Source organism: Chryseobacterium aahli (assembly GCF_022699665.1).
Classification (GTDB): domain Bacteria; phylum Bacteroidota; class Bacteroidia; order Flavobacteriales; family Weeksellaceae; genus Chryseobacterium; species Chryseobacterium aahli.
Genome location: NZ_JALDNB010000002.1, coordinates 235,124 through 246,891, shown reverse-complemented (window position 1 = coordinate 246,891; position 11,768 = coordinate 235,124). Strand labels below are relative to the sequence as shown.

Below are 11,768 nucleotides of genomic sequence, written 5' to 3'. Positions count from 1 at the left end.
TTAAAATTATATAAGTTGCTCCATACTGGATACACTTTTTGTTTTTTGATAAGCCTCTAACTTTGTTCTAAGAAACTTCAAAGCCATTGGTGCTACATAAATTAATGCTGCGCCTAATACTTTCTTTTTCCAATTTGAGCTTCTCATATTTTTCTTGGCGTAATTGGCAACAAAAGCTGTCACTGCAAGTTTGACAACAGTGTCCATTGCATCACCTTTGAAGGCACTTCCGGCAATTCCCATTGCGGTATTTCTGTTTAAGAATAAATCCTTTACTTCTGAGGTCAGCTGTTTTGCGATTACATCTTTTCTGAGAACTGTGGTCTCTTCACCATCTTCATCTATCTTTTCTTTCAGATATTGATCAGTTAAACCATTGGTGAATGCACTTAAGCTTTCTTTGGTATTTTTGAAAGTCAGCAATCCTTCTAAATCCTCAACTTCACTTTTTAAAAGCTTTTTCTTTCTTCTAAGTTCTTCTAAGCTACTATAATTTCTGCTCATAATTAGTGATTTAAAAATTCTATTACTTTATCGGCTACAACGTTTACGATGCGCTTTTTAAAGATAACAACTAAAATTGTGATAAGCAAATAAAATGCAGCAACAATTAAGAATCCATATGAAGTATTGTTCAACGCTTTACCGATAAAAAATGCCAATCCAAAATTAAAAAGGATAATAAAAAAAGCAAAAGCAACTAATAAAATAACTAAGTAAGCAATTACTCCTGCCGAAATTGACGACTTTTCTGTCGCCTGAATTTTTAGCAAATCTATTCGCTTTGATGCATATTCTTTTACAGTTTCAATCATTGTTTTTTTTTAAAAGTTACAAAAAAAGGAACTTTAATTTGGTCAAAGTTCCTTTTATTATTTAAATTAAGATGAATTATCCTTTTAGATCATTCAAACCTGTTTCAACATCTTTTACAATATCAGTAGTTTTAGAAACAATCTGATCTTTATATTTGTCGTAACCATCTTTTACAGTATGTGCTACGCTGCTTGCTGTTTCTTTGAAAGTAGAAGAGATGTTTCCATACTGATCTTTTACTTTTTCAGAAACTTCTCCGTATTTATTTTTAGCTTCTTCCTTGAGGTCGTTCGCTTTGTTTTTAATCTTTTTTCTGGTTTCTTTACCTTCTTCCGGAGCATATAACATTCCTAAGATTACACCTGCTGCAGCACCTGCCAATAATCCTGCTAAAATACCTGCTGTATTGTTTTCTTTTCTAGACATTCCTTGTTTTTTTTAATTATGTTAATAAATATTTTATGTATCAAATGTTACAATTAATATACCAAATAGTGTTTTTAACCTATAAAAATTGTTAATTTTTTAAATGTGTCAGTATACTTTCTATTGTCTCTTTCTTAGTAAGCATCGTGTTATCTATGACAATTGCATCATCTGCCTGCTTTAGAGGTGCAATTTCTCGCTCACTGTCGATTTTATCTCTTGCAATAAGGTTTTCTTTCACTTGATGTTCGTCAGCATCTATTCCTAAACTCAGTAATTCCTGATATCTTCTTCTGGTTCTTTCTTCAATACTAGCAGTCAGAAAAAATTTAAAATCGGCGTTTGGCAGTACTACTGTGCCAATATCTCTGCCATCCATTATAATTCCGCCTTTTTCTGCCAAATTGCGCTGAGACTGTAAAAGAAAATCTCTAACTTCTTTTTGTTTGGCGATAAGACTTACATTATCTGAAACTTCGTTTGAACGAATTTCTTTTGAAATATTGATATGATTTAAAAATAAAACCAATTCACCATTATCATTTTTAAATTCAAGTTCAATTAATGAAAAAGAATCAAAAAGCTGCTGAAGATTGATTGTTTGGTCTTCACTCAGACAGTTTTGTAATGCAAACCAAGTAATTCCACGATATAGAGCACCAGTGTCGAGATGTACAATCCCTAATTTTTCGGCAATAATTTTTGAAATAGAACTTTTCCCTGTAGATGAGAATCCGTCAATTGCTATCACTGGTTTTTTCATACTACAAATTTCAAAAAAAAATCTGAAAGTGCAAGAAAATCTAAGATTTTATCTTACAAAAAACAAGAAATCATCTTATATTATTCTCCTTGATGACCGCTAAGATCTACAGAAATTCCGATTTGATTAACGTTAGAAGAATTATGATATCTCACATGTGCATAATCGATACGGAATTTTGAAACTTTGAGTCCGAAACCGGCAGAAAGTCCTGAGAAGTTTCTTTGATCGGCAACTGCCAATTCATTTCCTCTTCTTACGTTATATCCCAATCTGAAATTAAAACTTTTTTCTGGAAAAAGCTCCGCGCCTAAAGAGAAGTGATCGGCAATTTTTCGTCCGGCATTTACTTCCTGGCCGTTTACATTGAATTCTGAAGAAATATCAAATTGTTGTAAATCGTGAGCCGTAATGGTAATTGCTAAAGGAAATGCTTTTAATATTTTAGTATATCCTAAATCTATTCTGAAAGGAAGGTTTTCTCTTTCGCCATTGAATGATTTAAACTGATATCCGAAGTTTCTTATAACTACAGAAACTACTTCTTTAGTTCGTTTTGGATGATAGGTAACTCCCAAAGTTCCTGCCAATGCAGAAGAAGTGTAGGTATCGATTTTTGAAGTAATAAAATTTAATCCACCACCAATCGTCCAGTCTTCTTCAAATTGGTAAGCATATCCACCGCCCACAGCAACATCTGAAGCTGAGAATTCTCCCATTTCAAAACCGCTGTCATCCGTTCTTGGGATATTTCCGTAGCTCATATAACGAGCATTTACCGTTACCATGTGACCGTTATCAAGATCTCTGGCGTACGCAATGGTTCCGTATTTTGAGTCTGCGAGATATGCCGTGGCATTTACAGATAATTGTTTGTCAGATTCTTTATTCAGCAAAGCAGGATTAGCAATGGCAAAAGAGACATCGTGATCTCTCGTTGTAATTGCGTCACCACCTAAAGCAGCCTGTCTTGCGGAAACCGGAATATTCAGAAACGGATATACATTTGTTCCAGTTTGAGCAAATGAAACAATTCCCGAAAGAAATAGTGAAAAAATTAGAACTTTCTTCAAATCAGTAATTAATTAATGCAAAAATAATCCTTTTTCGTACTTATCAAAATATTTACTTCATTATTTAGTATTAAATATTTTTCTTTTTTCAATATTTATATTGATTATATTTGCAAAGTTAATTTTTAACGAAATTAATTCTCAAAAACTATTATAAATTTAAAGATGAAATATAAAAGAATCCTTCTAAAACTGAGTGGTGAAGCATTGATGGGGAACAGACAGTACGGTATCGATCCCGAAAGACTGATGGAGTATGCTCAGGAAATAAAAAAGGTAGTTGACTTAGGCTGCGAAATTGCTATCGTAATTGGAGGAGGAAATATTTTCCGTGGTGTTGCAGGAGCTGCAGCTGGAATGGACAGAGTACAAGGTGATTATATGGGAATGCTTGCAACCGTAATCAACGGGATGGCATTACAAGGCGCTCTGGAAGACGCAGGAATCAAAACAAGATTGCAATCTGCCATCGAAATGGACAAAGTAGCTGAACCTTTCATCAAAAGAAGAGCGGTAAGACATCTTGAAAAGGGTAGAGTCGTAATCTTCGGAGCGGGAACAGGAAACCCTTATTTCACAACTGATACTGCTGCAACATTAAGAGCTATCGAAATCGGTGCAGACGTTATCTTAAAGGGAACAAGAGTAGACGGAATCTACGACAGCGATCCGGAGACAAACGAAAATGCTGTAAAATACAATTCATTATCTTTCGACGAAGTATTCGAAAAAAATCTTAAAGTGATGGATATGACTGCATTCACCTTAAGTCACGAAAATAAATTACCTATCATTGTATTTGATATGAATAAAGATGGTAATTTGGTGAAGATTGTAGAAGGAGAAAATGTAGGAACTTTAGTTAATATTTAAGAAGTAAAAAGATAAAAGGCAAAAGTAAAAAGGATTATTTAGTCAAAATTAATTATTACTTATTGCTCATATTTATTGATGTGTAACTATTCAAATTTTTTATATATAATGGAAGAATTAGATCTTATCGTAGAATCTGTAAAACATGATATGGAAGCGGCTATCAAGCACTTGGATCATGCATTTCAAAGAATCAGAGCGGGACGTGCATCTACGAATATGGTTCAGGATGTGATGGTAGAATATTATGGTGCTCCGACTCCTCTTAATCAGGTTGCTAACGTTTCTATTCCCGATGCGATGACCATCTCAATTCAACCTTGGGATAGAACTGCGATCGGAGCGATAGAAAAAGCAATTATCAATTCAAATTTAGGTTTTGCGCCATCTAATAACGGCGAAAATATCATTCTAAATGTTCCGCCATTGACGGAGGACAGAAGAAGAGAATTGGCTAAACAGGCTAAAGGAGAAACTGAAGATACGAAAATCGTTGTAAGAAATGCAAGACAAAACGGTATCAAAGAACTAAAGAAACTGGAAGGTATTTCTGAAGATGCTGTAAAAAGTACTGAAGACGAAATTCAGGTACTTACAGACAAGCATGTGAAGCTTTGTGATGACCATCTTAAGACAAAAGAAGCTGAAATTATGAAAGTATAACTTTCAGTTTTTAATTATACAAAAAGTGGCTTCGAAATATTTCGAAACCACTTTTTTTTGTTTTACAGACATTTGATGCTGCCTTTTTTATCTTTATTTTTGAGAAGTAGAGCGAAAGTTTCCTGAACATCTCTTGCCGCACAATTTTTACTTTCTGTGTTGGGAATATTTTCAGGATTCGGTTTTGTCGCAGTGCTTGATTTTATGGTAAACTTTTTTTCTAAACACTGAATGATTTTATTGTCTGAAAAATACATTCGTTGTTGGGTGACATCATCCTTCGTTTCAGGTTTTTCGGGTGTGCCGCCGTCAAAACTCCAAACGGTATCATCTTTAAATACAAAAAACGGTTGATTATCATTAACGAAATAATTTTCAGTGGAAGAAAAATGACTGTCAGCTGTGAAATGTTTAATGACTTTTAAAGTTCCCTTTTCGGAATAATAAACCACATATCCTGATCTTTCTTCACACTCATATTTAAAACCTACAGAATCTAATTTCTTTGCAAGTAATTTTGAGTTCAGGAGATTGTATTCTTTTTTTATACCATCAATCGAAGTTAAATCATTTTTTAAATTTAAAGAATCAACATTTGATTTTAAGTTTAAACTGTCTGATGGATTAGAATTTCCAACAGTTTTCTGTTCATTTTCTTTTTTGCACGAAACAATCAGAAGTATGCCGGAAATCAGAAGTACTTTTTTCATTGTAATGATTTTGAGATTTGATGGTATCTCAAACAAAAAATGTGCAGTTATAAATATTATCTCTAAAATTTAGCTTCAAACCCTGTTTTCAAAGCTTTTGTTTCAGGCTCGGTCAAACTGCGTTTATAAGTTTCTTCCCAAATTTTCGTGGCTTGGTTAAAAGATTCAATTCCTAATGCTCTCACATTAGCAGCCCAAAGTAACACAGCATAATCTTTTTTCATGAAATGCTCTTTACCAAATGAAATTGACGTTTCGTTGCGGTATTTCTCTTCAATTCTTTTAGTAAAATCAAGCTTTCCACCAATACTTTCTTTTTTGATGTAAGCTTCTTTATCATTTTGCTGAGCAAAGGTGAAAACGCTCGTACTGACTAATAAGATGAATAATAATTTTTTCATTTGAAAAGAATTAAATGATTTAATTAAAGGTAATGAAAAATATCATTTTAACTGTGAAAAAAAAACTGTTCGTTGCCAACTTGATTTAAAATAAAAAGCAACCGCAAAAGCAGTTGCTCAATTTCTATTTGAAAAAAACTATTTACAGTTTTCGTTATAATCTAAAATTACTTCATCTACAATCTGAGGAACATTAGACATCACATCATCAATCTGACTTTTGATTAATCTCCCTAAACCCGATCTTTTTTTCTCATCATTTTTAAGAGAAGCATAAGAGCCGCTTGCAATTTTTCCTTTTACATAACTACAGTCTGCGGTGATGATTTTTGATTCTTTAAGATCCAGTTCTTTCAACTTGCTTCCTTTTTTGGTGTAAATAAAAGAAGGATTTTTTCTCATTCTTTCAGTTTCCTGGTCAGCTTTGTCGATTTGACTTTGTCCGGCTGAGAAAGTGGTAGGGTAACCGTATAATTTATAAACCTTTATTTTACCATCTGTCACAACTTCTGCAAACTGATTGCTTTTGGTAAGATTATTAAATGCTTTGATGTTTCCACTTAATCCGCCGGTTGCTGTGTTGAAACCTTCTTTGGTATTGGTATATTTTACAACTTCAAAATGTCTTTCGTTATTGCTATCGTCGTAGGCAACATATTCTTTCAAATCATCAGAATCCATTGTTTTAAACTTCTGCTTTTTCTTAGATTTGTCGATATCCGCGGTTGCAATAAATTTTACTTTTTTCTGATTGACCCACGGACTCATATCGCTTCCTGCCAATCTTACGATTCCTTCAATTTTCTTTCCGTTTTTATCGATAACGTAGCCATATTTTTCATCGGCTTTTAGTTCGTAATCGGTATTTTCTTCTTGTGCATAAATGCTTGATGTCATCAAACTGAACAAGCCAAACAGTAAAACTTTTTTCATTATTAATTTCATTTAAATTAGTTGATAAATATGAGGTTTTTTTTCGAGAATTTAATATTTTAAAATAATTTTTCAGTTTAAACCAAAAAAATCCGGAGACAAGCTCCGGATCTGATATTACTGATATCTTTTATGTTCTTTATCCTTTACAAAAAGCTTCGTAATAGGCTTGAAGAACGCTTTGTATTTTTCAGAATCAAACAATTGAGAATCTGTGAGTGCTTTATACGTCATCAAAACTCCAAAAGGAAACAAAATCATGTTGGGAAGCCAAGCCGCCAAATATGGACTCATTTTTCCGGACCATGCTATGTTTTCAAAACCAACATTAATTACATAAAATATAATAAAGATTACAATCGCCACAATAACGGGAACACCCATCCCTCCTTTCCGGATGATTGATCCCAAACTTGCCCCAATCATAAAGAAAATAATACACGTAAATGAATAAGTAATCATTCTCTGTTGATAAATCACAACTTTATTAAAGTACTTGACACTCGGATTAAGTTCCTGACTTTTTGAATCTAATGACGTTTTTAAATTATCTAATCTGCTGTGCGCATTATAAATCATCTCAAGCTTTTTGTCTTTTTTAATAGTATCAAATTTATACTGAGATTTCACAGGAGCTTTCGACTTGTTTTTATCCATATAACTCACTACAGAGCTTGTTTGAGATATTACTTCTGTACTGATATTGCTGACCAATTTAGCATTGTCTTTTTTGGTTTTACTAATCGTGCCAAATAATTCTTCAAACGACTGAAAACGGAAATCTTCAGTAATTTTCTCTTGTTCAATTGCTTTGTTGATGATTTCACTGACATCAAAATGAGAAACCAGCGTATCAAATTTTATAGCCTGATCAGGTTGTTTTAATCTTACATTTTCTGCTTTTCCGGCATAGCTGTCTTCAAAAACGTAACCGTTAAATAAAACCAACTGCAGATAATTTTTATTCGGAGGTGTTACAAATTTTCCTTTTTCTGCAACGATTGATTGTTGATTTTCGAATGTACTTGCTTTTTTATGAATGAAAATTCCTTCAAGATCACGCCCATCTTCACCTTCAATTTTATCAAATTTCACCATGTATCCCGGAATCTGATCTATAAACTGACCCGGTGTGAAATTCAATGCAGGTTTGGTCTGTGCAATATTGAAAAGCATATTTCTAGCCTTTCTCTGAAAATCGGGAATTATATTACTGGAAAAGAGATAGAGTAGGATTGCCAATAAAGTCACAACCCCTAAAAGCGGCATCATTACTCTCGTCAATGAAATTCCGGCAGCTTTCATGGCAGCTAATTCGTAGCGCTCTCCAAATTCACCAAAAGACATAATGCTTGCCAGAAGTATCGTCAAAGGTAAAACCATACTTACCACATTCACTCCCAGATAAAAAAGAAGCTTCATGATCTGAAACGTGGTAAGACCTTTTCCCATGAATTGCCCAAGCTGAATCCAGATAATGTTTACAATAAAAATGAAAAACAAAACACTGAATATAAATAAGAACGGACCAAAAAAGGTTTTAATGATGTATCGGTCTAATATTTTAAACATTCGCCAAAATTAATGAAAAAGCCACAAAGTTTCCTTTGTGACTTTAAATTTTAATATATATTTAGAATTATAATTCGGTAACAAGATAATTTTTGAATTTATTCTTATCAAAAACAAACATATTAGGATCTAATTGCTGGTTTTCTTTGTATTCTTTAATTGAAATTACCGCAATATCTTTATTATTTCCGTGCTGTTCGAGCTTAAGCATTTGCTTTTTTGCACCATCAATAAAAATGTAGATTGATTTTAATCCGTTAGCTTTTATCGGAGTTAATGTGATGAAATCTGCACTTACACCATCCACCGTTTTTTTACCGCTATACGCAACATTGTAATCATTTCTGTAAGATGTCAAATAATTAATTGGAGAGAACATTGTAGAACTTTCATTGGGCTTTGCTACGGTCACTTCTTTATCTTCCGTATTGATGTTGTAAATTTTGCTTCCATCGAAAATCTGTTCGGTTTCCATAATTTTCAATTTATATTTTTCTCCGGCTGTGTAATAAATTCCAGGTTCGTTTTTACTTACAACACCGTTTACACCGCTTCCAAAAGCAAATTTGAAATAAGAATTCTTTTTAGATTTGTAATTTGCAGTCACATCATCTAATATTTTTTTTGCTTTAGCATCAATTTTCTGAGCCTGAACAAAAGCAATACTTCCTACTACAAAACTTCCAAATACTATTTTTGATATTATTTTTTTCATGTTTCTTTTTCTAAATTTTCTACTACTTAGACCCTTTCAACTAACAAAAGTTAAAATATGTTTATCTGTTTTTAATTTCGCAGGTCTTCCAAAAACTGTTCCAAAGAATTCAGGTCACTGATCAGAACCTCTCTTGCTTTAGCCCCATTAAATCCGCCAACGATGCCACTTGATTCCAACTGATCCATAATTCTTCCTGCTCTGTTATAACCTAATTTCAATTGTCTCTGAAGCATTGAAGTAGAACCTTGTTGCGTTGAAACAATAATTCTCGCCGCTTCATCAAATAATTGATCTTTTTCATTCGGATCAAATGCTCCTACAGAGTTTGCTGCTCCTTCACTCACATATTCCGGAAGCATGAAAGCTGAAGCATACCCTTTTTGTTCCCCGATGAATTCTGCAAGTCTTTCAACTTCTGGGGTATCAATAAAAGCACATTGAAGTCTTAAAATTTCATTACCGTTAAAATAAAGCATATCACCTTTTCCGATCAGCTGATCTGCACCCGGAGAATCAAGAATCGTTCTTGAGTCGACGCTCGAAATTACTCTAAATGCCGCTCTTGCAGGGAAATTAGCCTTAATCATACCCGTAATTACATTTACAGAAGGTCTTTGAGTTGCAACTATCAAGTGAATTCCGACTGCTCTTGCCAGCTGTGCCAATCTTGCGATAGGAAGTTCAACTTCTTTTCCGGCGGTCATAATCAAATCTGCAAACTCATCGACAACCAAAACGATGTAAGGTAAATATCGATGTCCGTTTTCAGGATTTAATTTTCTTTCGCTGAATTTTTTGTTGTATTCTTTTAAGTTTTTACAGAAAGCATTTTTAAGCAAATCATAACGCTGATCCATCTCTACACAAAGGGAATTCAACGTATTGATCACTTTGTGAGTGTCAGTAATAATTGCATCATCTGAATCCGGAAGTTTTGCCAAATAATGTCTTTCAATTTTAGAATATAAAGAAAGTTCTACTTTTTTAGGATCTACCATCACGAATTTCAATTCACTTGGATGTTTCTTGTAAAGTAGGGAAGTCAAAATTGCATTAATACCAACCGATTTTCCCTGACCCGTAGAACCAGCCATCAAAAGGTGAGGCATTTTTGATAAATCGGCCATGAAAACTTCATTGGAAATCGTTTTTCCAAACACAACCGGAAGATCCATATCTGTATTCTGGAATTTTTGCGAAGCAATTACAGAACGCATAGAAACCATCGTAGGATTTTTTCTCGGAACTTCAATTCCGATCGTTCCTTTTCCTGGCATTGGCGCGATAATTCTGATTCCTAAAGCGGAAAGATTCAAAGCAATATCATCCTGAAGTTTTTTAATCGCAGAAACTCTGATTCCCGCCTCAGGTACAATTTCGTATAGAGTAACTGTTGGTCCGATCGTCGCTTTAATTTCAGCAATTCCAACGTTGAAGTTCTTTAATAATCCAACAATTTTATTTTTATTTTCTTCTAATTCTTCCTTATTAACTGATATTTCTTCATTTCCATAATCTTTCAGAAGATCTAAAGTCGGCATCTGAAATTTAGGCAAATCCAAACGGTGATCATACAAACCGTGTTTTTCCACCAAATCGTTTGAATGCATTTCAGCATCAGTTAAAATCTCAACAGCAGGAGCAACTTCTACATTAAATTTAATTCCGTCGGTTGAAGGAGTTGACGGTTTCATATCAAAAGCTTCTTCAGGTCTTGCAACAGGAATTACAGGTTTTGTATTTAAATCTAAACTTACGGTTGATGAAGAATCTTTTTTGATTTCCTCAAATGAAGTCTGATTAGGCGTTACGATGGTTTCTACATTCACAGAAGGCTGAATTTCGTTAGAAACTTTCGCAGGTTTTGCAGTTTCTTGCATTTTAACATTGCCGGAAACATCAGTTACAGTAACATTTGATGGAGAATCCTGAATTTCGCTTTCTAACTCTTCATCTGCTTCAAAATTTTCACTTGAATTTGGCATCATCGATTTTACTCTGCCAATCGTATTTTCATTGATTTCGTTAAATTTTGATTTGATTGAACTTGGACGAAGATTAAATTCAAGAATAAAATATAAAGCAATACTCACCACCAAAACCAGCCAAAGACCCACACTTCCAATGATTGCATTTAAAGAATCCATTATTTGGTAACCGTAAACTCCGCTTAAAACTCCGGCATTTCCCTGACCTTTTGTAATCGCTCCGAAGAAGATGGGAAGCCAACAGATAAAAAATAAAGAATGTCCGAAAGTCATCCAAGGTTTGAAGATTTTTTTCTTCAGAATCATTGTCCCGAAAACCACAAAAAGGAATGCAACAATAAATGATGCAATACCAATGCTTTCAAATATAAAAATATTGCCCAGCCAGTCGCCCAATTTCCCAAAAATATTGGAAGATTGTATGCTTTTGTCGAGCATCGTTCCGGATTGGCTTTGATCTGATTTCCAATTCATTAAATATGAAATGAAAGAAAGTGCTAGAACTCCCGAAAAAACAATAAAAGTTAATCCGAAAAAGATGCGTGGCTTCGATAAAATTTTGCCTTTTTCAGGCGACTCGCTCTGTGGTTTTTGTGTTTTCTTTTCCATAATGTCAATCTCGGCAAATTTAGTGTTTTTTTAATATTGTCTCTGTTTTTTTTCATCAAAACAAAGTCTTATTTCTGGACTGATTCACAGATATTTTAGATTTTCAACAAAGAATTTAAAACTATTAAGAATGATTCAAAATAACGGTTTCATGGGGTTCTAATGACAAAAAACAGCTTTTTTTCTCTCCCTTTCGTTTTATCATCCTTATTTTTGCATGTCT

General features: G+C 33.7%; 13 protein-coding genes. 2 read left to right on the top strand and 11 right to left on the bottom strand.

Features of this window, described 5'->3' with window-relative positions:
- Positions 1 to 6: 6 nt before the first annotated feature.
- From MQX03_RS03460 to porQ, 5 genes are all read right to left on the bottom strand, one after another.
- Positions 7 to 504 (bottom strand): phosphoribosyl-ATP pyrophosphatase, encoded by a 498-nt coding sequence (locus tag MQX03_RS03460; protein ID WP_242801533.1) that lies wholly within the window; start codon positions 502 to 504, stop codon positions 7 to 9.
- A gap of 2 nt (positions 505 to 506) precedes the next feature.
- The gene (locus tag MQX03_RS03455; RefSeq protein ID WP_242801531.1) at positions 507 to 815 is read right to left on the bottom strand and encodes a phage holin family protein; all 309 of its coding nucleotides are present in this window, start codon (positions 813 to 815) and stop codon (positions 507 to 509) included.
- Positions 816 to 891: 76 nt separating this feature from the next.
- Positions 892 to 1,242 (bottom strand): YtxH domain-containing protein, encoded by a 351-nt coding sequence (locus MQX03_RS03450; protein ID WP_229984982.1) that lies wholly within the window; start codon positions 1,240 to 1,242, stop codon positions 892 to 894.
- Between the two features lie 91 nt (positions 1,243 to 1,333).
- Positions 1,334 to 2,005 (bottom strand): (d)CMP kinase, encoded by a 672-nt coding sequence (cmk, locus tag MQX03_RS03445; RefSeq protein ID WP_242801529.1) that lies wholly within the window; start codon positions 2,003 to 2,005, stop codon positions 1,334 to 1,336.
- A gap of 80 nt (positions 2,006 to 2,085) precedes the next feature.
- Positions 2,086 to 3,078 (bottom strand): type IX secretion system protein PorQ, encoded by a 993-nt coding sequence (gene porQ, locus MQX03_RS03440; protein WP_129537164.1) that lies wholly within the window; start codon positions 3,076 to 3,078, stop codon positions 2,086 to 2,088.
- A gap of 165 nt (positions 3,079 to 3,243) precedes the next feature.
- Between porQ and pyrH the strand changes: the two genes are divergently transcribed.
- Both pyrH and frr read left to right on the top strand, forming a co-directional pair.
- Complete coding sequence (gene pyrH, locus MQX03_RS03435; RefSeq protein ID WP_242801527.1) at positions 3,244 to 3,951, top strand: UMP kinase; 708 nt, start codon at positions 3,244 to 3,246, stop codon at positions 3,949 to 3,951.
- A gap of 108 nt (positions 3,952 to 4,059) precedes the next feature.
- Positions 4,060 to 4,614, top strand: coding sequence for a ribosome recycling factor (frr, locus tag MQX03_RS03430; protein ID WP_242801525.1), 555 nt, complete (start codon positions 4,060 to 4,062; stop codon positions 4,612 to 4,614).
- A 62-nt stretch (positions 4,615 to 4,676) separates the two neighbouring features.
- On the opposite strand, the gene MQX03_RS03425 is transcribed toward frr, so the two are convergent.
- The 6 genes from MQX03_RS03425 to MQX03_RS03400 all read right to left on the bottom strand — a co-directional run bounded on the left by MQX03_RS03425 (position 4,677) and on the right by MQX03_RS03400 (position 11,545).
- Positions 4,677 to 5,324, bottom strand: coding sequence for a hypothetical protein (locus MQX03_RS03425; RefSeq protein WP_242801524.1), 648 nt, complete (start codon positions 5,322 to 5,324; stop codon positions 4,677 to 4,679).
- A 62-nt stretch (positions 5,325 to 5,386) separates the two neighbouring features.
- On the bottom strand, positions 5,387 to 5,725 hold the full coding sequence (locus MQX03_RS03420) for a hypothetical protein (RefSeq protein ID WP_242801522.1): 339 nt from the start codon (positions 5,723 to 5,725) through the stop codon (positions 5,387 to 5,389).
- A gap of 138 nt (positions 5,726 to 5,863) precedes the next feature.
- Positions 5,864 to 6,658 (bottom strand): hypothetical protein, encoded by a 795-nt coding sequence (locus tag MQX03_RS03415; RefSeq protein ID WP_242801519.1) that lies wholly within the window; start codon positions 6,656 to 6,658, stop codon positions 5,864 to 5,866.
- Between the two features lie 117 nt (positions 6,659 to 6,775).
- Positions 6,776 to 8,230 carry an LptF/LptG family permease gene (locus tag MQX03_RS03410; RefSeq protein WP_129537159.1) on the bottom strand — a complete coding sequence of 485 codons (1,455 nt, stop codon included), beginning with the start codon at positions 8,228 to 8,230 and terminating at the stop codon, positions 6,776 to 6,778.
- 67 nt (positions 8,231 to 8,297) lie between these two features.
- Positions 8,298 to 8,945 (bottom strand): LolA family protein, encoded by a 648-nt coding sequence (locus MQX03_RS03405; protein WP_242801517.1) that lies wholly within the window; start codon positions 8,943 to 8,945, stop codon positions 8,298 to 8,300.
- Between the two features lie 71 nt (positions 8,946 to 9,016).
- Positions 9,017 to 11,545 (bottom strand): FtsK/SpoIIIE family DNA translocase, encoded by a 2,529-nt coding sequence (locus MQX03_RS03400; protein WP_242801515.1) that lies wholly within the window; start codon positions 11,543 to 11,545, stop codon positions 9,017 to 9,019.
- Between the last annotated feature and the right edge of the window lie 223 nt (positions 11,546 to 11,768).

Coding starts and splice junctions, on each gene's coding strand:
- cmk (WP_242801529.1), bottom strand. CDS start 2,005: ATGAAAAAACCAGTGATAGCAATTGACGGATTCTCATCTACAGGGAAA.
- MQX03_RS03405 (WP_242801517.1), bottom strand. CDS start 8,945: ATGAAAAAAATAATATCAAAAATAGTATTTGGAAGTTTTGTAGTAGGA.
- MQX03_RS03455 (WP_242801531.1), bottom strand. CDS start 815: ATGATTGAAACTGTAAAAGAATATGCATCAAAGCGAATAGATTTGCTA.
- MQX03_RS03450 (WP_229984982.1), bottom strand. CDS start 1,242: ATGTCTAGAAAAGAAAACAATACAGCAGGTATTTTAGCAGGATTATTG.
- MQX03_RS03425 (WP_242801524.1), bottom strand. CDS start 5,324: ATGAAAAAAGTACTTCTGATTTCCGGCATACTTCTGATTGTTTCGTGC.
- frr (WP_242801525.1), top strand. CDS start 4,060: ATGGAAGAATTAGATCTTATCGTAGAATCTGTAAAACATGATATGGAA.
- MQX03_RS03415 (WP_242801519.1), bottom strand. CDS start 6,658: ATGAAAAAAGTTTTACTGTTTGGCTTGTTCAGTTTGATGACATCAAGC.
- MQX03_RS03420 (WP_242801522.1), bottom strand. CDS start 5,725: ATGAAAAAATTATTATTCATCTTATTAGTCAGTACGAGCGTTTTCACC.
- MQX03_RS03400 (WP_242801515.1), bottom strand. CDS start 11,545: ATGGAAAAGAAAACACAAAAACCACAGAGCGAGTCGCCTGAAAAAGGC.
- MQX03_RS03460 (WP_242801533.1), bottom strand. CDS start 504: ATGAGCAGAAATTATAGTAGCTTAGAAGAACTTAGAAGAAAGAAAAAG.
- pyrH (WP_242801527.1), top strand. CDS start 3,244: ATGAAATATAAAAGAATCCTTCTAAAACTGAGTGGTGAAGCATTGATG.
- MQX03_RS03410 (WP_129537159.1), bottom strand. CDS start 8,230: ATGTTTAAAATATTAGACCGATACATCATTAAAACCTTTTTTGGTCCG.